The sequence below is a fragment of the Kribbella koreensis genome (genome assembly GCF_039525325.1).
GTDB classification, from domain to species: domain Bacteria; phylum Actinomycetota; class Actinomycetes; order Propionibacteriales; family Kribbellaceae; genus Kribbella; species Kribbella koreensis.
In genome coordinates this window covers 235,099-255,117 of sequence record NZ_BAAAHK010000005.1, presented here as the reverse complement: position 1 = coordinate 255,117, position 20,019 = coordinate 235,099, and the positions used below count along the sequence as shown (strand labels likewise).

The window sequence follows — 20,019 nt, the reverse complement described above, 5'->3', positions numbered from 1 at the left end:
CTACTATCTATCACGGTCGAGGGAAAGGCAAGGGATTTATGCGGATCGCAGAGCTGAGCCGAATCTCCGGGGTGCCGGTGCCCACGATCAAGTACTACCTTCGCGAGAACCTGCTCCCCCCGGGCGAGCTCACCAGCCCGAACCAGGCCTCGTACGACGAGACGCACCTCCACCGGCTACGCCTGATCCGCGCTCTGGTCGACCTGGCCCAGGTCCCGGTCGCCGGCGTCAAGGACGTCCTCGAAGGCCTCGACTCGCCCACCATGCCCCTCCACGACAAAATCGGCCGAGCCCACCGAGCCATCACCCCCCAACGTCAACTCCCCTCCACGTCAGAGGCCCACGACGCCGCGACTACTCAGGTACAGGAACTCTTGGCGTCGCGAGGCTGGTCGGTAGAGCGCGACGCCCCCGCCCTCAACACCCTGATCGAAACGATCGCCGCCCTGCGCACCCTTCACCAGGACCACCTCGTCGATTTCCTCGACTCCTACGCCGCCGCCGTCGAGTCCTTCACCGAGATCGAGGTTGCCGCCGTCACCACCCGCACCTCCTCCGACGAAATCGCCGAAAGCGTCATCGTCGGCACCATCCTCGGCGAAACCCTCATCTCCAGCCTCCGCCTACTGGCCCAGGAATCCATCTCCGCCAAACGCTGGACCAAACCGGCCGGCAACTAGCGGACGGCCTGCCAGAGGTGCTGAACGAGCTGGATGGGGTTGCCGTCGGGGTCGGCCGTCCAAGCGATCAGCAACCGATCGAGCCACTTGTGTGGGGGCGCCAGAGCGGGCGCACCGCTCGCGGTCAGTTCGGCGAACGCCGCAGTCGTGTCGTCAGTCCAGAGGATGACAGCTGCTCGCTGGCCTTCAGGCACTGGATCAAGGCCGTGATCGTCGCGCGTGGATGCGACAGAAGCGATGCCGATCTTGTAACCATCCAACGCCAGATCGAGATGGATCGGCTCACCCTCGGTGGGCACCCTGAAGGTCTCGGTGAATCCCAGACGCGCATAGAACGCGGCGGCGCGTGGGAGATCCTGGCTGAACAGGATCACTTGCGGACTGTGGAACAACACGCCGCCCCCTGACCGACTAGCCGTCGTGGGCCATGTCTACGAAGCGGGAGTAGTGGCCTTGGAAGGCTACGACTATGTCGGCGGTGGGGCCGTTGCGGTGTTTGGCGACGATGAAGTCGGCTTCGCCGGGGCGGGTGGATTCGCGTTCGTAGGCGTCTTCTCGGTGGAGCAGGATGACGACGTCGGCGTCCTGTTCGAGGGAGCCGGACTCGCGGAGGTCGGAGGCCATCGGGCGTTTGTCGGAGCGTTGCTCGGAGCCTCGGTTGAGCTGGCAGATGGCGATCACCGGGAGCTCTAGTTCCTTGGCGAGCAGCTTGATCGAGCGGGAGAACTCGGAGACCTCGAGCTGGCGGGACTCGACCTTCTTACCGGACGTCATCAGCTGGAGGTAGTCGATGACGATCAGCTTCAGGTCGTGCCGCTGCTTGAGGCGGCGGGCCTTGGCGCGGATCTCCATCATCGTCAGGTTGGGCGAGTCGTCGATGAACAGCGGGGCCTCGGAGACCTCGCCCATCTTGCGGGCCAGCCGGGCCCAGTCCTCGTCGGTCATCTTGCCGTTGCGCATGTGGTGCAGCGGCACCTTCGCCTCGGCCGACAGCAACCGCATGGTGATCTCGTTACGGCTCATCTCCAGCGAGAACACACACGACGTCAACCCGTGCTTGATCGACGCGGACCGCGCAAAATCCAGCCCCAGCGTCGATTTGCCCATCGCCGGCCTGGCCGCGACGATGATCATCTGGCCGGGGTGGAGGCCGTTGGTCAGTTCGTCGAGGTCGGTGAAGCCGGTGGGGACGCCGACCATGGCGTCGCCGCGGGAGTCGATCGCCTCGATCTCGTCGAGGGCGCCTTCCATGATGTCTTTGAGGGGGGCGTAGTCCTCGGTGGTGCGCTTCTCGGTGACGGAGTAGATCTCCGCCTGAGCCTGGTCGACGACGTCGTCGACCTCGCCTTCGCCGGCGTAGCCGATCTGGACGATCTTGGTGCCGGCCTCGACCAGGCGGCGCAGGATCGCCTTCTCCCGGACGATGTGCGCGTAGTAGCCGGCGTTGGCGGCCAGCGGGACCGACGCGACCAGGGTGTGCACGTACGGCGCGCCGCCGATCCGGCCCATCTCGCCGCGCTTGGCCAGCTCGGCGGCGACGGTGATCGCGTCGGCGGGCTCACCCCGGGCATACAGGTCGGTGACCGCGTCGAAGACGATCTCGTGCGCCGGCCGGTAGAAGTCCGTGCCGCGCAGGGTCTCGATCACGTCGGCGATCGCGTCCTTGCTGAGCATCATCGCGCCGAGCACGCACTGCTCGGCCGCCAGATCCTGAGGTGGGGTGCGGTCGAAGCCCATCTCCGGGTTGCGTTCTTCGTTCCCGCCGCCCGGCCCCCCGCGGAACTCCGCAACGCTCACTCGTCCAGCCTCCTCGTCCTGCCCTGTTTCGAACACCTGATCGAACCCTAGCGAACATCGCCGACACTTTCGCGGGCAGTCACGCGACCGTACGCCCCTCACGCCGACCCCTGGTAGCCAGCCGTCCACAGGGGGTGTGGACAAGCCGTGCATAACCCCACGATGAGCTGTGCACAGGTTGGGCATATCCCTGTGGATATCTGGGGACAAAGATCCACAACCCGGGCCTGACCTGCGGTTTTGTCCGCCCACAACTGTGGAGAAGAAAAAGATTCGATACCCACAGGTCCAGTGCGCGGCGCACCGGCGCGGCCAGGCACAATGAGCCCCATGCCCCTTACCAGCTGGTCGCAGGATCGGGAGATTCTCCGGCTGGCGGTACCAGCCTTCTTCGCGCTGGTGTCGGAGCCGCTGATGCTGCTCGCCGACTCGGCGATCGTCGGCCATCTCGGTACGCCGCAGCTCGCGGCCCTCGGCGTCGCGGGCACCATTCTGCAGACGCTCGTCGGCATCTGCGTCTTCCTCGCCTACGGCACCACCTCTGCGGTCGCCCGGCGGATCGGGGCGGGTGACCACCGAGGCGCGCTGACGCAGGGCATCGACGGACTCTGGCTGGCCCTGCTGCTGGGCGTAGTACTTGCCATCGTCGGCGTACTACTCGCCCCACTGGCCATCAGCGGCTTCGACCCGTCGCCGGACGTCGCGGACTACGCAGTGACCTATCTGCGGATCAGCTGCCTCGGCATCCCGTCCATGTTGCTGCTGCTGGCGGCTACCGGCGTACTGCGGGGTCTGCAGGACACTAAGACACCCATGATCGTGGCGATCTCCGCCAACCTCGCCAACATCGGCCTGAACCTCTTCCTGGTCTACGGACTCGACCTGAACATCGCCGGCTCAGCACTGGGCACAGCGATCGCCCAGACCGCAGCAGGAGTCGCACTGGTCTGGGTGGTAGTCCGTGGAGCCCGCCGCGACGGCGCCAAGCTACGTCCCGACCGCCCTGGCATCCTCGCCTCGGCGCAGGCCGGAATCCCTTTGGTGGTTCGCACTCTGACGTTGCGCGTGGCAATCGTCCTGACAACGTTCGTCGCCACTTCCCTCGGTACTACGTCGGTCGCCGCCCACCAGGTCGCCTTCACCCTCTGGTCCTTCCTGGCGCTGGCACTCGACGCCATCGCGATCGCCGCGCAGGCGTTGACTGGCCGGGCTCTCGGAGCGGGCGACGTCTCCGGGACGCGGGCGATCACGCGGCGGATGATGTGGTGGGGGCTGGTCTCGGGCTTCGTCGGTGGACTCGCGTTGTGGGCGCTGCGGGACCTGTACGTCCCGTGGTTCACGTCCGATCCCGAAGTACGGCACACGCTGGCCGCGATCCTGCTGGTGGCGGCGCTGTGGCAGCCGGTCAACGGGGTCGTCTTCGTGCTGGACGGCGTGCTGATCGGCGCCGGTGACGGGCCTTATCTGGCGATCGCCGGGGTGATCGCGCTCGTACTGTTCGTGCCGCTGGCGCTCAGCGTGCTGTGGTTCGACGGGGGCGTGGTGGCTCTGTGGTGGGCCTTCGGCGGCTTCATGCTGCTCAGGCTGCTGACCCTGCTGACCCGCGAGCGCCGGGACAGCTGGCTGGTGACCGGGGCGACACGCTAGGCGGCTGACCTGGTTTTGCGGCATCGTGGGCTGCGGACGGAAGGAGCGGCATGGCCGACACGGACGACGACGACCTGGAGCAGGTCCACGAGGACGCGGAGCTCGATGCCCGCGAGGAGCGTGAACTGCGCGAGGCCCGGCTGCGGCGCGACGTTGCCGCCGAGCACGACGCCGAGGTCACCGACGCGATGCGCCGCGCCGATGTCGCCGAGGGGAATCACCGTCGCCTCCGCGCGCAGGCTGCCGACGAGCGGCTGCTGGGCCGGTCCGACTCAGCCCACGCCGCGCGCCTGCGTGCAGATGCTGCTTCTCGGGACGACGCCACCGACCTGCGGGCTGCCGACCGGGCCCAGGCCAGGTCGGACTCTCGCTACCGCGCGGCCGTCGATGACGATCGCCGGGCCGACTGGAACTATGCCGAGGGCCGTGCCGAGCGGAGCCGGTCCGAGCAGGCTCCTGCTGCGGAGGCTGTCCGCAATGCTCCGGAGGAGCCGCCGGTGGCCCGCAAGAACGTCAAGCCGGTCCGGCGCCGGATGAAGGACAAGGAGCAGGACCCGAAGGCCCTCCGCCACTTCGGCCTCGGCGACTGACCTAGCTGGGTGTGGCCGCCGCGGTCAGGTGGCCGGCGCGGATGATCACGAGGTTGGCGGCGACCACCAGGACGAAGACGGTCGCCAGGATGTGGTGGTCGCGCGTCCACAGCGCGAGGCCTGCCAGCCCGAAGAAGGCAACCTTCACGACGGTCGTGATGACCGGGTTGCCGTAGCTCGCAGTAGGGGCGGCGAACAGACCCCAGATGACGGCGGCGGCCACCGGCAGCCCGATGGCGAGCACGAGGCGGAGCGCAGTACTGCTGCTCGCGTTCCAGCCCCACCAGGCGAACACCGCAAGGCCGGCCAGCTCCACCACGAAGGCCAGGCCCAGGTTGCTCCAGCGCCAGATCTCGTACATCGTCCCCAACCCCTCACCTAACGAGAGCAGCGCTCTCTCTTGCTGCCAGTGTGGGTGCTGCCGACAGCAAAAGCAAGAGCACTGCTCTCGAAATGTTCTACCGCTCTCCGAGACCGGTCAGATGCCGCGCAGATTCGGTTGGCGCTGGTCGAAGAAGAGGCCGGCGGGCGGCTCCTCCACGGGAAGCGGTGGGATCGGGTAGTCGCTGTGCACCCCGCGGCAGGCCGCGAACGGGCCGTCCGGGTCGAGCAGCGCCTGCATGTGCGGGTCTGCGTGGTCGCGCCACCAGACCGACATACCGGTCGCCGGGTCGAGCCGCAGGTGCTCCCAGGCCCGCCAGATCGAGTCCAGCCGGCTCAGAGCCTCGGCATGCCGGAACCACTCCGGGCACCACATGTACTGCTGGCCGATACGTCGGCAGTACAGGTAGACCAGGCGGTCCTCGACGAAGGCCGCGACGTGCGGGTAGAAGAGTTCCTGCTCACCATCCACGGCGCTGCTCCTCCGTCTGCTCCCAGATCGGCACCGGCGGGCCCGACGGCGCGGCCGGGGCCTGAGGCGCCCCACCCGTGCCGGCTGCCACCCATGCGTTCGCCCCACCCTGCACTGCCATCCCCGCAGCAGCACTCGGGTCGTGGTGGGCCAGTGAGGCCTTCACCGCGCCCGCGTCGGGGCGTGCCATCCACGGCACGGTCTTGATCATCGTCGCCGGGATACCGGACGGGAAGATGACAGCGCGGCCGGGCGGCATCGAGGCGAGGTCGGAGACCTCCATGATGTGGTGCCGCTGGGTCTGCTTGCTCGTCCCGCGCTCACCCTTGTTGTACGAGACCGAGCTGGACAGGATGTCGTAGTCGCCGATCAGCTTGCTCAGCCGCTCGAGGAAGTTCGCGTCGGACGCGCCACCGCCGTACACCCGGATGTTCGCCGCGGACCAGAGCTTCTCCATCCCGCGCTCGCCCCAGCACTCCATCCCCTGCGCCCAGGACTGCAGGATCGTCATCAGCACGATGCCGCGGGAGCCGAAGTGGCTGTAGAGGTCCGGCAGGTTCTTCCAGCGGCAGACGTTCGCCGCCTCGTCCAGTACGCCGACCAGCGGGTTGGGCAGCCGCCCCATCGGACACGTCTTGGCGTAGTCCTCGGCGGCCTCGACGACGGCCACCGTCAACGCGGTCACCAGCGGGCCCGCAGTACCGGCGCCTTCCTTGGACAGGCTGTACAGCGTACCGCCCTCGCGGACAAACTTGTGCGGGTTGAACTGCGGCCGGTTGTCGTTCGGCCCGGCCGGGGTCACCCAGCGCGTGACCTTGCGGTTGACCAGGAACTGGGCGCTCTGCTGGGCGGTGCCGTAGACACCGGCGCGCTGCTTGTCGGGTGCGTTGATGACGCCGGACAGTGCGTCCGCGGAGAGCTGCAGACCTGGGGTGGAGCGCAGGATGCGCTCGGGCTCGTCGTTGCGCTGGTCGGCCAGCCAGCTGTAGACCTGCGTGATCGGGCGCTTGGCGACGGCCGCCGCGAGCAGCAGACCGGCCAGCAGGTCCGTACCGGCGGAGTCGAAGAAGGCGTCCGTCTGGGCGCCTTCCTTGCGCTGCGAGGCGACGAAGTGCTCCGCCAGCTCCCGCGCCTTCGTCTCGTCGGTGATGTAGCTGAGCGGGTTCCACCACCAGCTGTTCGGCTCGCTGCAGACCTCCTGCGGGTCGAACACCCAGACCGGGCCCTTCTTCGACCGGGGGTCACGGGTGGCGTCGACGATGTCGCGCTTGTTCGAGGTGGCCACCACTGCGCCCGGAGCGTCCAGGATCGCCGGTACGGCGCGAGACGTCGTCTTACCGGTACGGGGACCCCAGATGTCGACGTGCATGTCCTCCCAGGACCCGAAGACCTCCAGGTTGTCCCGGACGGTACGGCCGATCATCACGCCCGGCCCCGCGTGCCCGGCGCCCAGCCGGTTGGCGATCTCCTGCGCGCCCTGGCGGGTGAGCTTGTAGATCTCCTTGCGCTTCGACATCAGCTGCGCGGACTTGTCCACCCGGGAGCCGGAGTCGCGCCTCCTGGTGACCAGGTACCAGGCGCCGACGGTCAGCAGGCCGAGCACGACGATCTCGATGATCAGTACGCCGGTGGCCGCGCCGGACCAGCGGACCCGGCCGTTGAGCAGGTCGGAGATGTTGCTCATCGGGTCGCTGACCGGCCGGGTGTGGTTGATCGCGGCGGCGATCTTGGTCGCCACCCAGGTCCCACCGACGACGAGCGCGAACAACCCGATCCCGATGAAGACCAGGACCGACTCCGCGGACAGCCCACCGGGGCCGGTACTCCTCTTGCCTTCAGCCATTACTCATCAACTCCCGTGCGCGCGACTACGCGGGTGGTCGGGTCCGGGGGCGGCAGTGCCGTCATCGCCGGGTCGTCGAAGGTGTACTCCTCGACGACCTCTTCGGTGCCGTCGTCGAGGAGCTCGACCTTCAGTGGCCGGCCGTCGGCGCCGGTCTTCCACAGCTTGTTCGTGTCGTTGATCTCGCGCTCGACCGAGGTCAGCCCGACGTGCACCGGGATGCCCGGACGCCCACCGACCTTGACCAGGAAGTTGCCTCGCCCGGGTGGTGCCGCTTCCTCGCCGGTCGCCGGGTCCCACGCGGGCGGGTCCTGCCAGCCGATGAGCATGTTCTGCTCCTCGCCGGACAGCGGTACGACGGCGGTCAGGTTCTCCATCTCGGCGCGCGGCAGGCCACCGCAGATCACCATTCCGGAGCGCTCGACGAAACCCTTCGCCTTCATCCGGTCCTCGGAGTGCTCCAGCGCGAGCAGGTCGGACATCGTGTGCGAGATCATCGCCATCCCGACACCACGCTGCCGGTTCAGCCGGGTCAGCGCGTCGACCCGGTCGACCAGGCCGCGGCCGGCCCGGAGTACTCGCCAGAGCTCGTCGAGGATGACGAAATAGTGCCGCCGGGGCTCGAGACCGGCGTCCGCGAGGGCCTGCGAGACCGCGACCGCGCCGAACCCGTACGACCAGCAGGCCAGCAGTACGGCGGCCTGCAGGCTGGTCTCGGAGTCGTCGATGTTCGAGACGTCGAAGACCACCGGGCGGTCCATCTTCATCGGCTGGTCGGTCTGCTCGGAGAAGATCTCACCGAGCCGGCCGCCGCCGACCAGACCGATCAGCGACGCCTCGAGGCCTTCGGTGATCTGCCGGTAGCGGTCCATGCTGCCGCGGTCGAGCGCGACGTCGCGGACCCGGTCGGGGGCCTCCTGGACGACCTGCAGCAGGTCACGGAGTACGGGGGTGCCCTCGTGGCGCTCGTCGAGCACCTTGAGCGCCTCGTCGAGGATGGTCTCCTCGCGGTCGGTCGGCGGCGCGGACCGCATGATCGAGATCAGCGCCGAGACCATCGTCGACCGCCGGCCGTGCGCGTCGGCCTGGATCGCCTGCCGCGCGCTGCCGGTGAGTCGCAGCGCGGCCTGCCGGGACTCGCCCGGGTCGAGCACGTTCAGGTGCCCACGGCCACGACCGAGCTCGATCACCTGGCCGCCGAGGGCCACGACGAGGTCCTTGTAGTCGGGCTTCAGGTCACCCAGTACCAACGGCATGACCCCGTATCCGGCCAGGCCGAGCGCCATCCGCCGGGTGATCGTCGACTTCCCCAGACCGGGCTTGCCGAGCACGAACATCGACGGGTTGGAGATCAGCTTGGCGCGCATGAACCAGCTGATCGGGTCGCAGCACATGGTCGCGCCGGACAGGATGTTGCGGCCGATCGGCACGCCGACCATCGGGCTGCCGGTCCCGGCCGAGAACGGCCACATGCCACAGACCTGAACCGTCGTACCGCGCCACTCCTGCGGGGCTTGCAGGTACGTCGAATAGCCGCGCGCCGGCCCGGGCCAGCCGCGAGGCATCGGCCGGCGGCCTCCCCGGCTCGGGTCGACCGGCTTCTTCTCCTTCTTGCTCACACTGACTCCCGCTGGGTCATAGCGATTCCCGGAGGCCGGCCGGAACCGACAGGTGGCTCTGCAGCACGACGCCGAGCGGCAGCGCCGCCACGAAGGCGGAGTCCTGCGACCCGTACGCCGGGCGCAGCAGTACGCGGGCGGTCGCGCCGAGGTTGTCGATCGCGGCGACCATGTCGGGGATCTGCTCAGCCGTCATCACCGTGCCGGTGACGACCAGGCCGAAGTTGACCAGGCCGGCGCCACGGGCCTCTTCCATCGCGGTCCGGTCGGCCGCCCTGGCCTCGGTCATCGAACGGGCCGACGGGCGGGACGACGTGGTCGCCCGGAAGGACGCGTTGCGCTTGTCAGCCTCGACCATCCGGGCCGCGGTGGCTGCGTCGAGCGGACGGTAGAGCAGCGTGACGCGCTTGCGGTCGATGTCCGGGTGCGGGCCGACCAGCTGGGACAGTACGGACGAGAAGACCTCACCGCGCGGCGCCTGGGTCATCTGCCAGGTCACCGACCAAGCGCTGTCGTGCCGGTACTTGTCCCAGAACGACTGGGCGCCGGCCGGGCCGACATCCGTCCACTGCAGCTCGGGCGACATGCCCTGGCTGCGAGCCTCGTCGATCAGTCCGGCGGCAGCAGGGTCGTACGCGATCCGGATCGTCTCGCAGAGCTCCTGCGCGTTGACCGGCCGGGCGGCGCCCGCGCCGGTGGAGTTGAGGCTCTGGGTCAGCGCGGGGAGCCGGGACGCGAGCTCGCGGCCCATGTCCTCTTCCTTGCGCCGCTTGCCGCTGCGGTCAGTGCCCTTGAAGGTCAGCGCGACCCGGGCCGAGACCAGCGCGGAGCCCTCGGGGTAGGTCTGGACGACCTCGGTCAGCATCGCCCGGGCGATCGCCGGGGTGCCTTCCTGCATGTTGTTCATCACCTCGCGGCGCAGCCGGATCCCGGTGTCCGGGGCGCTCTCGACCGTCACCGAGGCGGCGATGATGCCCGGCTCGTGCCCCAGCGACGCGAGCCACTGGCCCCAGTGTGCGACCCAGACGTCGATCTGGTCCTCGTCGACCAGTGACGCGCCGTCGGGCTCGGCGTTGATGATCACCGTGAAGTGCCGCGTACTCGGGTAGAACAGCAGCGCGAACGGCCGGCCGTAGGAGTCCTTGTACTCGCTCAGCTGGGAGGCAGCCGCCAGACCGGGCAGCTGGAACTTGCCCCACGGCGTCCGCCCGAGCGGACCGGAACGGTAGATGTTGTGCTTGGCCATCTTTGCTCGCTGCCATCCAATACGGGTCGAGAGCCGTTGCAGGGCGGACTGGTTGTGTTTGTCCTTCAGCATCAGCAGCAACAGGGAGCTGCCGACGATCAGCATGACGATCAGCGCGGCGCCGAGCCCGCCGGCGGTCAGGGCGATGATGGTCATCACCATGCCGCCCATCATGATTCCGGTGCCTAGCGTCCCCAGACCGCCGATACCGGCCGAGGCCGGCTGGCGCCAGTTGCCGTAGGTCCGCGGGGCGGTCCGGACGTTGTCAGCCGCTGCCACTTGGTCCCTCATCCATCGCGTCGTTGTTGATCGTCTCGTTCGCGCCCGCCTGGGCTGCATCCTTGGTCACGTCGATGCCCTTCTTGACGGCAGCAGCGGTGGCGACCACCGCGATGCCGACCGGGCCTGCCGCGGCACCGGCACCTGCGGCCGCACCACCGGCAGCAGCTCCACCGCCTGCGGCAGCACCACCCGCAGCGGCACCGCCACCACCAGCGGCCGCGCCGCCCGCAGCACCACCGCTCGCGCCACCGGCAGCACCGCCACCTGCACCGCCGCCCGCGCCACCACCTGCACCGCCACCGCCACCGCCACCGCCCCCGCCGCCGGCGGGCGAGGCACCCCCGCCGGAACCACCGGTACCGCTGGGCTGGGGTGAGCCGCTCGGACCTGACGGAGCCTGCTGACTCGGCCTGCCGACGTTACGGGCACCGCTCGGCCCGTCGCCCTGGCTCTGGGCCGACTCGTTCACCTTGTCGCCGATCTTGTCGGCGCCGATCAGCTTGGCCGCGATCATCCCGGCACCGGCCGAACCCGCCGTCGCGGCGACCATCGGCGCGATGAAGCGCATCAGGGCCGGCAGCGCGAACAGGGCCAGCACCAGCATCGTGATGCCGACGATCATGTTCATGATCTGCAGGCCGACGGGGTCCTTCACCTCGCTGAAGTTGAAGCCGTGGCCGTTGTTGGACGCCAGCATGATGGCGGTCGCGTAGACCAGGGCGGCCACCGGTTTGTACAGGACGAAGGCGAGCAGCCAGGACACGATCCGCTTGAACCACGCCTTGCCCATCTCGGTGTTGGTCGCCGCCGCGGCGATCGGCAGCACGCCGAGCAGCAGGATCAGCATCCCGCTGCGAACCACCATCAAGACGACCTGGATCACCGAGGCGAGCAGGGTCAGGATGCCGATCGTGATCAGCAGGCCGATACCGAGCCCGCCGGTCGCCGCCGCCGAGAAGCCCATGATGCCCTTCATGGCGTCGCGGAAACCGTCGCTGGCGTGGAGCACCTGGTCGGGCTTGTCCAGCTCGATGCAGGTCCAGCCCGATGCGTCCTTGGCAGCGTCGCCGGTGGCCGTCACCGAGGTGGTCACGATGCAGTTCGCGAACTGGTCGCCGAACGAGATCAGCGCCTGGACCACCGCGATGCTGAACACCGAGGCGGCACCGAAGGTGACCAGTGAGCGGATCAGGTCGCGGGCCGTCTCGCCGCGCTGGGTGTACGCCATCTGGATGGCCGCCACGAACACCCCGAGGGTGGCGACGGCGATACCGATGTACTGCGTGTGGGTCCAGATCCAGCCGACCGTGCCGCTGGCCGGCTGGCCGGTCGCCTCACTGCCCACCGGCGGGGTGGGGATGTAGACCCAGAAGGTGGCGATGGTGGCGAACATGCTGGCCACCGCCTCGGCCAGTGCGTCGAGAATTGGCTGGAACACGAGTTCGATCAACTTTCCGACGGCAGTTCCGAGTGCGTCCATGACCCAACCCAGCAGGCAGTTGTACCAACTGCCGGCGCAGAGCGCGATCCTGATCATCTCAAGCCGCCTTCGGGGAGACGAAGCGCAACAGAGCGGGGAGCGCGACGATGCCCATCACCATCATCGTCACGCCCGTGATGACCTTGAGTGAGTCGTCGGCCGGTGCGGACATCAGCTTGATCGCGGTGGCATAGATCAGCGCCGCCACCGGTTTGTAGATCACGAACGCGACCAGCCAGGAGATCGACCGCTTGAACCACATCATGCCCATCTCGGTGTTGGTGGCCGAGGCGGTCAGCGGCACCACGCCGACCAGCAGGATCAGCATCCCGTAGCGGATGATCATCAAGACCAGTTGGATCAGTCCGCTGATCACCATCAAGATCCCGACCAGGACCACCAGCGCCAGCCCGATCCGGCCCTTGAGCGGATCGGTGAGCTTGGCGGTCAGGCTGTCCTCGAAGGTCTTGCCCTTGCCCAGTGCCTCCTTGATGATCCAGCCCGAGAAGCTGTCCGACGCCTCGATCAGCAACGCGGCGAAGCCGGTGATCCCGGCCGACACCATCGCCATCGTGATCAGGCTCTTCAGGATGTCGCGGAGCGGCTCACCGCGCTGCGAGATGGCCATCTTGATCGCCCCGGAGATCACCGCGATCGACGCGGCGAAGATCAGGATGTACTTGGTGTGGCCGGAGACGAAGCCGATCGTCTCGTTGCCCTGCAGATTCGGTGACTGGATGTCGACCCAGAGGAAGCCGACCGCCTTGACCACCGCGACGACGGCCTCGATCACCATCGCCTTGATCGCGTCGAAGATCAGCCCGAAGAAGCCGCCGAGGGCGACGTTGATGGCCTTGCCCAGGAACTCGGTGATGCAGTCGTCCCAGTTCGGCGGCCACCAGCAGTTCATCAGCGGGATCATCACGCGCCCCCGAACCGGACGTACCCGGTCATCGACTGCAGCAGGTCGGGCTCGGTCGAGCCGTTGAAGCTGCCGTCGGTCTGCAGCACGCCCTTCCAGTCACCCTTCGACCAGGCCATCGTCACCGGGATCGAGGCGACGTTCTTGTCGTCGATCCGGACCGCGATCGCGATGATCGCCCGGGTCGGCAGGTAGTCGAGCACCTTGAAGGCGGTGAACTGGGCCACCGACTTGGTCTGCCCCGGCGTCGGCGGCGTCGCCCTGCCCTCGGCCAGCGCCAGCTGCAGTCCCTGGTTGGGGACGAACCGCTCGCGCAGTACCGGGATGGTCAGATCCGGGTTGCGGATCTGGCCGAGCGTCACCAGGGCGGCGAGCACCGCGCCGGTGGGCGAGTGGGCGAAGCAGGAGCGGACTCCAGCGCTGTTCGTCAAGGCCGGCCCACCCTCCTGCTGCGTCGGGATCAACATGTCCGCCTCGAACTCCCAGGTCACCGCCGTCGGTGTCGTCCTGGGGATCCGCTGGTCGGGGTTCAGGGTCTTGCAGCCGCCGCGGCCCGGCTTCGGGCGAGACGGCGGCGGAGTCGTCGTACCGGTCGGCTCCGCCGGCGGGGTCGCCGCCTCGGTCGGTTCCTCGGTGGGCTGCTCGGTCGGAGCGGTACGGGTGGTCGGCGCCGACGGCTGGCTCGCCGGGGTGTTGTTGCCCCGGGCCACGAACCAGACCAGGAGGCAGACGAGCACCGCACCGACGACGATCACCGAGGCGACGAACCCGCGCCCCTGCCAAATGGCCTCGTCGCCGGTGCCGCCACCTCCGGCCCCGGAGTCGTCGTCCCTGCTGAACAGTCCCACTCCCGGATCAGCCTCCGGCGGTCGGGCGCGGGCAGTGGGTCAACGTCACGTCAGCTGTCCGACGAGGACCGTCGCGGACGCGATCACGATGCAGGCGGCCAGCACCCAGCCGAGCCGGGCGGCGTGCTCGCCACCCTCACCGCGACGCTGTCCGACGGCCATCATCGCGCCGGCGATCAGGATGCCGAGGATGCAGACGGTGAAGGCGATCCAGCGCACCCAGTCGACGACCTTGAGCAGCTTGTCCGAACCGGGCGGCGGAGTCCCGCCGTTGCCCATGATCAGGTCGGGAATCATGTGTGCCAACATCATCATTGCGGTGTTGCCTTTCAGTAAGGGGCGGGGTATCCCGCTGGATTCGACGCGCGAAGAGCGTAGATGGATTCAAGGACTTCGAAAACCTCGTCCGGGGTGTTGTCAGGGGTGGGATCCTCCCCCCTTCGCCACTCCTCGATCCACGGAATGTCCCAGACCCTCGGAACCCCGCCGCCGACGATGTCGGCGAAATCGTCCAGCACTCTGGGCAACCGGCCGGGTGCGTCGGCGATCAGCACCAGGCCGAGCACAGCCACTCCCTGGACCACTCCGGATGCCCACTCGATCGCAGCGCGCTGGGCCGCTCGCAGACCCGATCCATGGGTCCGGGCGACCAGTACCACCGGAGTCGGCACCGGTGGGGGCGGGATCGGCCAACGGTGGCCGGCCGCCCTGGTGCCGGGCAGCAGTTGCGACATCGTCGTCTCGCCCGCTCCCCCGTGCACACCGACCCACCACAGGGTGTCGGCGGCCGGGATCGCGAACTTGGGCAGCCGCTGGTCCTCCGCCGGCGCCGGTACGCCGTGCTGCGGCGTCGCCGGGCCTCGCGGAGTCAGGTCTGACTGCTGAGGCGGGCCCTGCTGCAGCTGCTGCGGACCAGGATCCGGCTGTTGTTGCCGGGTCCACGGATTCTGCGACGGTTGCGTCATCGGCCCTCCTCTCGCGGTGTGTCACAGGCTGTCGCCCACAGTATTCTCTCGCTATCCGGGTGTGCTGGCGTGACCCATCCACAGGCGAGGATGTTTCTACCCCCTTGTCGGGGTCAGACGAGCCGGGTCCGGCTCGCGTTCTGGCATGCCATCGGGCCGAAGCATGAGTTACGGGCGGACGACATGCTAGAACGGCATCGGCAGAGACGGTTCAACGAGGGAGTTTTGTGGCTGGAATGAGAGGTCACCGTGGCTGAGAAGGGCATTCCGTCCTGGCCGAAGGTGACGATCCGGCTGTACGACGACCACAACGCCGAGGTGAAGATCGCCGGCCGCAGTCACCCGGTCAACCACCACGACCCGCGGCAGGCAGCGATCCAGCTCGTCAGTGAGCGCGCAGCACAACTCGGCCGCCCGGTGAAGGCGACCGCGATCGAGTCGGACGGCGCGTCCTGGCCACTGATCATCCACCCCGACGGCCAGGTCGAGTCGGTCGACGTCGATGTCAAAAGCAGCAAACCGATCTGGCCGATCATCGTCGCGACGGTCGTGGCCGGCTTGCTGATCGCCGGGACGGCCCTGTATCTGGTCGTCCTCCGGCCGCCCGGCGACGACGTGACCAAGCCGACTGTCTCGCCGAAGCTGCCGGAGCTGCCCGCGCCGAGCGTCGGCCCGGACCAGTTCGCCGCCCGGCCGGTGCCGATGGGCTGGACGCCTAACGCCAGCTGGACCGTGGACCTCGATCCCGACACCGCGCCTGCCGTCTCCCCCGACGGCAAGGAGGTCGCGATCATCACGCCGGACGAGAAGATCGCGGTCTTCGACAGCAACGGCAAGGTGCTCTGGCAGGACAAGGTGCCGCGTGGCTCCGAGACCCCGGTCTACACCACCGTCGACGGCAAGCCCGTCGTGGCCGTGGTCGCGCCGGAGTCCCTGTACTACTGGGCCGGCGACGGTGCCGAGGCAGTCGAACTCGAGCTGCCGAACTCGGCGACCGTCCAGTTCTTCGGTACGTCGCCGCTCGTCGTGCTCAGCAGCGATGCCGGCGCGAGCGTGGTCTCCGGCGGCGCGCTGAAGGCGCTGCCGACCGCTCAGCGGCTGACCACGTTGCTGCTGGCCGAGGGCGACAAGGCGCTCTCCGCGCGGTACGCGGGTCCGTTGTACTGGGACCAGCCGGACAAGCAGGTCGTCGCGGTGATGCCCAAGACGCCGAAGGGTGCGACGGTCATCGACCACATCGTTGCCGCCAGCCCCGGTCGCGCGCTGGTGGTCTGGAAGACCCCGGTCGTCGACCGGGTGATCCCGACGGTGAACGACAGCACCACCGGGGCCACGCTGGCGATCTGCCCGACTGTCGCCGCCAACGAGGCGGCCGGCTGGCAGTGGGTGCCCGACGAGGCGCACAAGGTGGCGGCGTGGGGTGAGTGCCTGATCAACTTCAGCAGCAAGAAGACCGTGTTCACGAAGGACTTCGAGCCGCTGTCGATCACGGGGATGACCGTCTACGGCCAGTCCGGCAGCAACCTGCTCGCCGGTACGCCGGGAAGCAAGTTCCGTACTCTGCCCGCCGACACCGCCCGTCCGTGGGGCGTAGCAGGCACCCACGCGATCGTCGTCCACGACGGCACCCTCTATGCCCTGGACAAGGCAAAGTGAACCGCCGCCCCCTGGCCGCTCTCTGCGCCGCCCTGCTCCTCCTGCTACCGGCCCTCCCGGCCACAGCCGCCGGCGACGACCCCAGTCCCCAGTCCTGGCCCACCATCGAAAACCCAGGAACCAGCGGCGGCTCGGCCAACGACCCCAAAACAGTCGACTGGCCAGAAATCGCCAAGCCGGACAACAGCTCGTCCAACGACCCCAAACCAACAGAATGGCCGGCCCCCGAACCCGGCTGACCTAAGCCTGTGGACAAAGGCGAAGGCCCGCTCTCCGATGGAGAGCGGGCCTTCGTTTGGTGCTGGGACCTCAGACCGCCTGGACCTCTAGGCGGACGGTGGCGGCCACGTCGGAGTGCAGCTGCACTGAGACCTGGTGCTTGCCGGTGGTCTTGATCGGCGAGCCGATGGTGATGGCGCGCTTCTCGACCAGCGGGCCACCCGCGGCCTTGATCGCCGCGGCGATGTCCGCCGGGGTGACCGAGCCGAACAGACGACCGGTCTCGCCGGCCTTCACGTTCAGCGTGACGCCGAGCTGCTCGAGCTGGTTCTTGACCTCGCTCGCGTGCTCCTTGCCCTGGATCGCCCGGGCGTCACGCGCCCGCTTGATCGACTGGATCTGCTTCTCCGCACCACGGGTCCAGCCGATGGCCAGACCACGCGGGACGAGGTAGTTGCGGCCGTAGCCGTCCTTGACCTCGACAATTTCGCCGGGGGCTCCGAGGCCCTCGACTTCCTGCGCCAGGATGAGCTTCATGTCTCAGACCTCCCTCAGCGAGCGGTGCTCGTGTAAGGCAGCAGAGCCACCTCGCGAGCGTTCTTGATAGCGGTTGCGACATCGCGCTGGTGCTGGACGCAGTTGCCCGTCACCCGGCGCGCGCGGATCTTGCCGCGGTCGGAGATGAACTTGCGCAGCAAGCCCGTGTCCTTGTAATCGACGTACGTTGCCTTGTCCTTGCAGAAGCCACAAACCTTCTTCTTGGGCTTCCGAATGATCTTGGCCATTGTGGTGCTCTCTTCCTACTAGCTAGAGCCCGGCTGCTGCCGGAATGGTCATTCGGTCAAACAAAGTCCTGCAGCGGATCAGAACGGAGGCTCTTCCATCGAGCCGCCGCCACCCTGACCTGCCCAGGGGTCGTTCTGCGGGGCCGCGGACTGACCGCCGCCACCGCCACCACCGGCCGGAGTGGCCCACGGGTCGTTCGCCGGGGCACTGCCGCCACCCTGGTTGCCGCCGAAGCCGCCACCGGAGTTGCCGCCGCCACCGCCGCCGAAACCGCCGCCACCGGAGTTACCGCCACCACCGAAGCCACCGCCGCCGTCGGTGCGCGACGTCTTGGAGATCTTCAGCGTCGCATACCGCATGCTGGCGCCGATCTCCTCGACATCGCACTCGAAGACGGTCCGCTTGTTCCCGTCGCGGTCGTCGTAGCTACGGGCCTTCAGGCGACCGTGCACGACGACCCGGGAACCGCGGGTCAGAGATTCGGCGACGTTCTCGGCAACCTGGCGCCACACCGAGCACGAGATGAAGAGGGTCTCCCCGTCCTTCCACTCGTTGGATTGCCGGTCCAGCGTCCGCGGGGTGCTCGCGATGGTGAAATTCGCCACCGCGGCGCCCGAGGGCGTGAACCGCAGTTCCGGATCACCCGTCAGATTGCCGATCAGGGTGATAGGTGGTTCGCCTGCCATTGCCGTTCCTCCTGCATTCGGGTGTGGCTGTGTCTACAGCTATCAGTAGCGGATGGCACCGACACCGGAGCTGTTGACGACCCCAGGGATCAGTGCTGGTCCGGACGGATGACCTTGGTGCGCAGGATCGACTCGTTCAGCGTGAGCTGACGGTCGAGCTCCTTCACGACCGCCGGCGTGGCGGTCAGGTCGATGATGGCGTAAATGCCCTCGGACTTCTTCTTGACGTCGTAGGCCAGCTTGCGACGGCCCCAGATGTCGAGCTTCTCGACCGTGCCACCTTCCTTGCGGACGATGTTCAGGTACGTGTCGAGGGACGGTTCGACGGTGCGCTCTTCGAGCTCAGGGTCGAGAATCACCATGACTTCATAACGACGCATGCGCGAACTCCACCTCCTTCGGACTTTGGCGGCCACGGTCTTTCCGTGGCAGGAGGGCGATGCGTGCCCGCCGCCGACAATCGCCGTCGGCGCCGAGCTGGGTCAAGCAGTAAGCCCGGTCGAAGGACCGGGCCCACACCAACAGAATACCAGCGCCTGGACGCCCCCTTGACCACTATCCACAGGCCTGCTTCTCGCGAGTTGTCGGTGGCCGGTCATAGGGTGACCGGCATGAGCTTGAAACTTGGGGCGCACGTCGAGCAGAACGACCCACTGGCCGAGGCTGCCGACCGGGGCGCCGAGGTGGTGCAGTTCTTCCTGGGCGACCCGCAGGACTACAAGGCCCCGAAGGTGGCGTACGCCGACGGCGCGGAGGCGCTGAAGGTGCGGGCCGAGGCCGAGGGGATCGACCTGTTCGTGCACGCGCCGTACCGGCTGAACGTGGCGACGCTGAACAACCGGATCCGGATCCCCAGCCGCAAGCTGCTGCAGCAGACCCTGGACAAGGCGGCCGAGATCGGCGCCAAGGGCGTCATCGTGCACGGCGGGCACGTCGGCGAGGACGACGACCCCGAGGCGGGTTTCGACAACTGGCGCAAGTGCATCGAGCGCGCGGACCTGCCGGTGCCGCTGCTGATCGAGAACACCGCCGGCGGCGAGAACGCGATGGCCCGCAAGCTGGAGCGGATGGCCCGGCTGTGGGACGCGGTGCAGAGCTCGGGCAACGAGCACGTCGACCGGGTCGGCTTCTGCCTGGACACCTGCCACTTCCACGCCGCCGGTGAGGACCTGCCGACCGTGGTCGAGCGGGTCGTCGCGATCACCGGCCGGATCGACCTGGTGCACGCGAACGGGTCGCGGGACGCGTTCGGCTCAGGCGCGGACCGGCACAGCAACTTCGAGGAGGGCGAGATCGACCCGGCCGAGATCGTCGCGGTGGTGAAGGCCGCCGACGCTCCCGTCGTGGTCGAGACCCCGAACGGCGACCACGGCCAGAAGGCCGACATCGACTACCTCCGCGCCCACCTGAAGTAGAGCGCCGGGGACCTGCAGGCCGGCCAGCAGTCAGCTGGCCGGCTCGTCGTCGGCCGGTGGGCGGTTCAGGTTGTGGATCCAGTAGGTGATGCCCCACGGCAGGAGCAGAGCCAGGCTGCCGGTGTCGCGGCCGGGGATGAGGATGTCGGCGCCGACGGCGATGACCAGGCAGATGGCCGAGAGCTGGAACAGGTTCGTCGGGCCGACCTTGGTGCCCAGAGTGACCCGCCCCAGCCCGCAGGCCACGTACAGGGCAGCCAGGGCGAGGATGGCGAGCCCGGCGAGGGCGATGCCCACCCAGGCGGCCGAGCCGTACCTGTCCGAGGACTTGACGATGTCGGCGACCAGAAAGACGCCGATGAACGCGGTGAGCACGGCGCAGCCCCAGAGCACGCGGATCGTGGTGCGCTGGGCGCGCTCGGGATTCGGTTCGGCAGCAGCCATGCGCGGGACGGTACCGCAGACCCGAAGACCCTCGGTGCACC

Annotated in this window: 23 protein-coding genes; 6 read left to right on the top strand and 17 right to left on the bottom strand. The window is 68.3% G+C overall.

Going from position 1 to position 20,019, the window contains the following annotated elements:
• The first annotated feature begins 38 nt into the window (after positions 1 to 38).
• Positions 39 to 680, top strand: a complete 642-nt coding sequence (locus tag ABD116_RS12285; protein WP_343968186.1) for a MerR family transcriptional regulator — start codon at positions 39 to 41, stop codon at positions 678 to 680.
• On the opposite strand, the gene ABD116_RS12280 is transcribed toward ABD116_RS12285, so the two are convergent.
• Together ABD116_RS12280 and dnaB are read right to left on the bottom strand one after the other, a co-directional pair.
• The gene (locus ABD116_RS12280; protein WP_343968184.1) at positions 677 to 1,054 is read right to left on the bottom strand and encodes a VOC family protein; all 378 of its coding nucleotides are present in this window, start codon (positions 1,052 to 1,054) and stop codon (positions 677 to 679) included. The genes ABD116_RS12285 and ABD116_RS12280 overlap by 4 nt on opposite strands.
• Before the next feature lie 37 nt (positions 1,055 to 1,091).
• Entirely contained in the window at positions 1,092 to 2,417 is a 1,326-nt protein-coding gene (gene dnaB, locus ABD116_RS12275; RefSeq protein ID WP_328335095.1) for a replicative DNA helicase, read from the bottom strand.
• 390 nt (positions 2,418 to 2,807) lie between these two features.
• Between dnaB and ABD116_RS12270 the strand changes: the two genes are divergently transcribed.
• Both ABD116_RS12270 and ABD116_RS12265 read left to right on the top strand, forming a co-directional pair.
• Entirely contained in the window at positions 2,808 to 4,124 is a 1,317-nt protein-coding gene (locus ABD116_RS12270) for an MATE family efflux transporter (RefSeq protein WP_343968182.1), read from the top strand.
• A gap of 50 nt (positions 4,125 to 4,174) precedes the next feature.
• A complete protein-coding gene (locus ABD116_RS12265; protein ID WP_343968179.1) occupies positions 4,175 to 4,714 on the top strand; it encodes a hypothetical protein in 540 nt (179 codons plus the stop codon).
• A 1-nt stretch (position 4,715) separates the two neighbouring features.
• Here ABD116_RS12265 and ABD116_RS12260 read toward each other — a convergent pair whose 3' ends face one another.
• The 10 genes from ABD116_RS12260 to ABD116_RS12215 form a co-directional block, all read right to left on the bottom strand.
• Positions 4,716 to 5,075 (bottom strand): YrdB family protein, encoded by a 360-nt coding sequence (locus tag ABD116_RS12260; RefSeq protein ID WP_343968177.1) that lies wholly within the window; start codon positions 5,073 to 5,075, stop codon positions 4,716 to 4,718.
• A gap of 117 nt (positions 5,076 to 5,192) precedes the next feature.
• A complete protein-coding gene (locus tag ABD116_RS12255) occupies positions 5,193 to 5,567 on the bottom strand; it encodes a DUF4913 domain-containing protein (protein ID WP_164601935.1) in 375 nt (124 codons plus the stop codon).
• Complete coding sequence (locus tag ABD116_RS12250; RefSeq protein WP_343968174.1) at positions 5,557 to 7,410, bottom strand: type IV secretory system conjugative DNA transfer family protein; 1,854 nt, start codon at positions 7,408 to 7,410, stop codon at positions 5,557 to 5,559. Before ABD116_RS12250 ends, ABD116_RS12255 begins: the two co-directional genes overlap by 11 nt.
• On the bottom strand, positions 7,410 to 9,029 hold the full coding sequence (locus tag ABD116_RS12245) for an ATP/GTP-binding protein (protein ID WP_343968172.1): 1,620 nt from the start codon (positions 9,027 to 9,029) through the stop codon (positions 7,410 to 7,412). Before ABD116_RS12245 ends, ABD116_RS12250 begins: the two co-directional genes overlap by 1 nt.
• Positions 9,030 to 9,045: 16 nt before the next feature.
• On the bottom strand, positions 9,046 to 10,566 hold the full coding sequence (locus ABD116_RS12240; protein WP_343968170.1) for an SCO6880 family protein: 1,521 nt from the start codon (positions 10,564 to 10,566) through the stop codon (positions 9,046 to 9,048).
• Positions 10,541 to 12,094, bottom strand: a complete 1,554-nt coding sequence (locus ABD116_RS12235) for a TrbL/VirB6 family protein (RefSeq protein ID WP_343968168.1) — start codon at positions 12,092 to 12,094, stop codon at positions 10,541 to 10,543. Before ABD116_RS12235 ends, ABD116_RS12240 begins: the two co-directional genes overlap by 26 nt.
• Position 12,095: 1 nt before the next feature.
• Entirely contained in the window at positions 12,096 to 12,959 is an 864-nt protein-coding gene (locus ABD116_RS12230) for a TrbL/VirB6 family protein (RefSeq protein ID WP_343968166.1), read from the bottom strand.
• The gene (locus tag ABD116_RS12225) at positions 12,959 to 13,807 is read right to left on the bottom strand and encodes a DUF8175 domain-containg protein (protein ID WP_343968163.1); all 849 of its coding nucleotides are present in this window, start codon (positions 13,805 to 13,807) and stop codon (positions 12,959 to 12,961) included. The genes ABD116_RS12230 and ABD116_RS12225 overlap by 1 nt, the downstream gene beginning before the upstream one ends.
• Positions 13,808 to 13,852: 45 nt before the next feature.
• Complete coding sequence (locus tag ABD116_RS12220) at positions 13,853 to 14,104, bottom strand: conjugal transfer protein TrbC (RefSeq protein WP_343968160.1); 252 nt, start codon at positions 14,102 to 14,104, stop codon at positions 13,853 to 13,855.
• A 32-nt stretch (positions 14,105 to 14,136) separates the two neighbouring features.
• Positions 14,137 to 14,772, bottom strand: a complete 636-nt coding sequence (locus ABD116_RS12215) for a DUF6668 family protein (RefSeq protein ID WP_343968158.1) — start codon at positions 14,770 to 14,772, stop codon at positions 14,137 to 14,139.
• A 249-nt stretch (positions 14,773 to 15,021) separates the two neighbouring features.
• Here ABD116_RS12215 and ABD116_RS12210 point away from each other — a divergent pair, with 249 nt between their 5' ends.
• Together ABD116_RS12210 and ABD116_RS12205 are read left to right on the top strand one after the other, a co-directional pair.
• Positions 15,022 to 16,428 (top strand): PQQ-binding-like beta-propeller repeat protein, encoded by a 1,407-nt coding sequence (locus ABD116_RS12210; RefSeq protein WP_343968156.1) that lies wholly within the window; start codon positions 15,022 to 15,024, stop codon positions 16,426 to 16,428.
• Positions 16,425 to 16,667, top strand: coding sequence for a hypothetical protein (locus ABD116_RS12205; RefSeq protein ID WP_343968154.1), 243 nt, complete (start codon positions 16,425 to 16,427; stop codon positions 16,665 to 16,667). Before ABD116_RS12210 ends, ABD116_RS12205 begins: the two co-directional genes overlap by 4 nt.
• Positions 16,668 to 16,737: 70 nt before the next feature.
• Here the strand turns inward: ABD116_RS12205 and rplI are convergent, their stop codons facing one another.
• The 4 genes from rplI to rpsF all read right to left on the bottom strand — a co-directional run bounded on the left by rplI (position 16,738) and on the right by rpsF (position 18,499).
• Positions 16,738 to 17,184, bottom strand: coding sequence for a 50S ribosomal protein L9 (rplI, locus tag ABD116_RS12200; protein ID WP_343968152.1), 447 nt, complete (start codon positions 17,182 to 17,184; stop codon positions 16,738 to 16,740).
• A 14-nt stretch (positions 17,185 to 17,198) separates the two neighbouring features.
• Positions 17,199 to 17,432 carry a 30S ribosomal protein S18 gene (gene rpsR / locus ABD116_RS12195; protein WP_020390880.1) on the bottom strand — a complete coding sequence of 78 codons (234 nt, stop codon included), beginning with the start codon at positions 17,430 to 17,432 and terminating at the stop codon, positions 17,199 to 17,201.
• 78 nt (positions 17,433 to 17,510) lie between these two features.
• Positions 17,511 to 18,119: a single-stranded DNA-binding protein gene (locus ABD116_RS12190; RefSeq protein ID WP_343968149.1), complete on the bottom strand. Its 609-nt coding sequence runs from the start codon at positions 18,117 to 18,119 to the stop codon at positions 17,511 to 17,513.
• 89 nt (positions 18,120 to 18,208) lie between these two features.
• A complete protein-coding gene (gene rpsF / locus ABD116_RS12185; RefSeq protein WP_164601910.1) occupies positions 18,209 to 18,499 on the bottom strand; it encodes a 30S ribosomal protein S6 in 291 nt (96 codons plus the stop codon).
• Between the two features lie 231 nt (positions 18,500 to 18,730).
• On the opposite strand from rpsF, the gene ABD116_RS12180 reads away from it, so the two are divergent.
• Positions 18,731 to 19,534: a deoxyribonuclease IV gene (locus ABD116_RS12180; protein WP_343968147.1), complete on the top strand. Its 804-nt coding sequence runs from the start codon at positions 18,731 to 18,733 to the stop codon at positions 19,532 to 19,534.
• 30 nt (positions 19,535 to 19,564) lie between these two features.
• On the opposite strand, the gene ABD116_RS12175 is transcribed toward ABD116_RS12180, so the two are convergent.
• The gene (locus ABD116_RS12175; protein WP_343968145.1) at positions 19,565 to 19,978 is read right to left on the bottom strand and encodes a hypothetical protein; all 414 of its coding nucleotides are present in this window, start codon (positions 19,976 to 19,978) and stop codon (positions 19,565 to 19,567) included.
• Positions 19,979 to 20,019 lie beyond the last annotated feature (41 nt).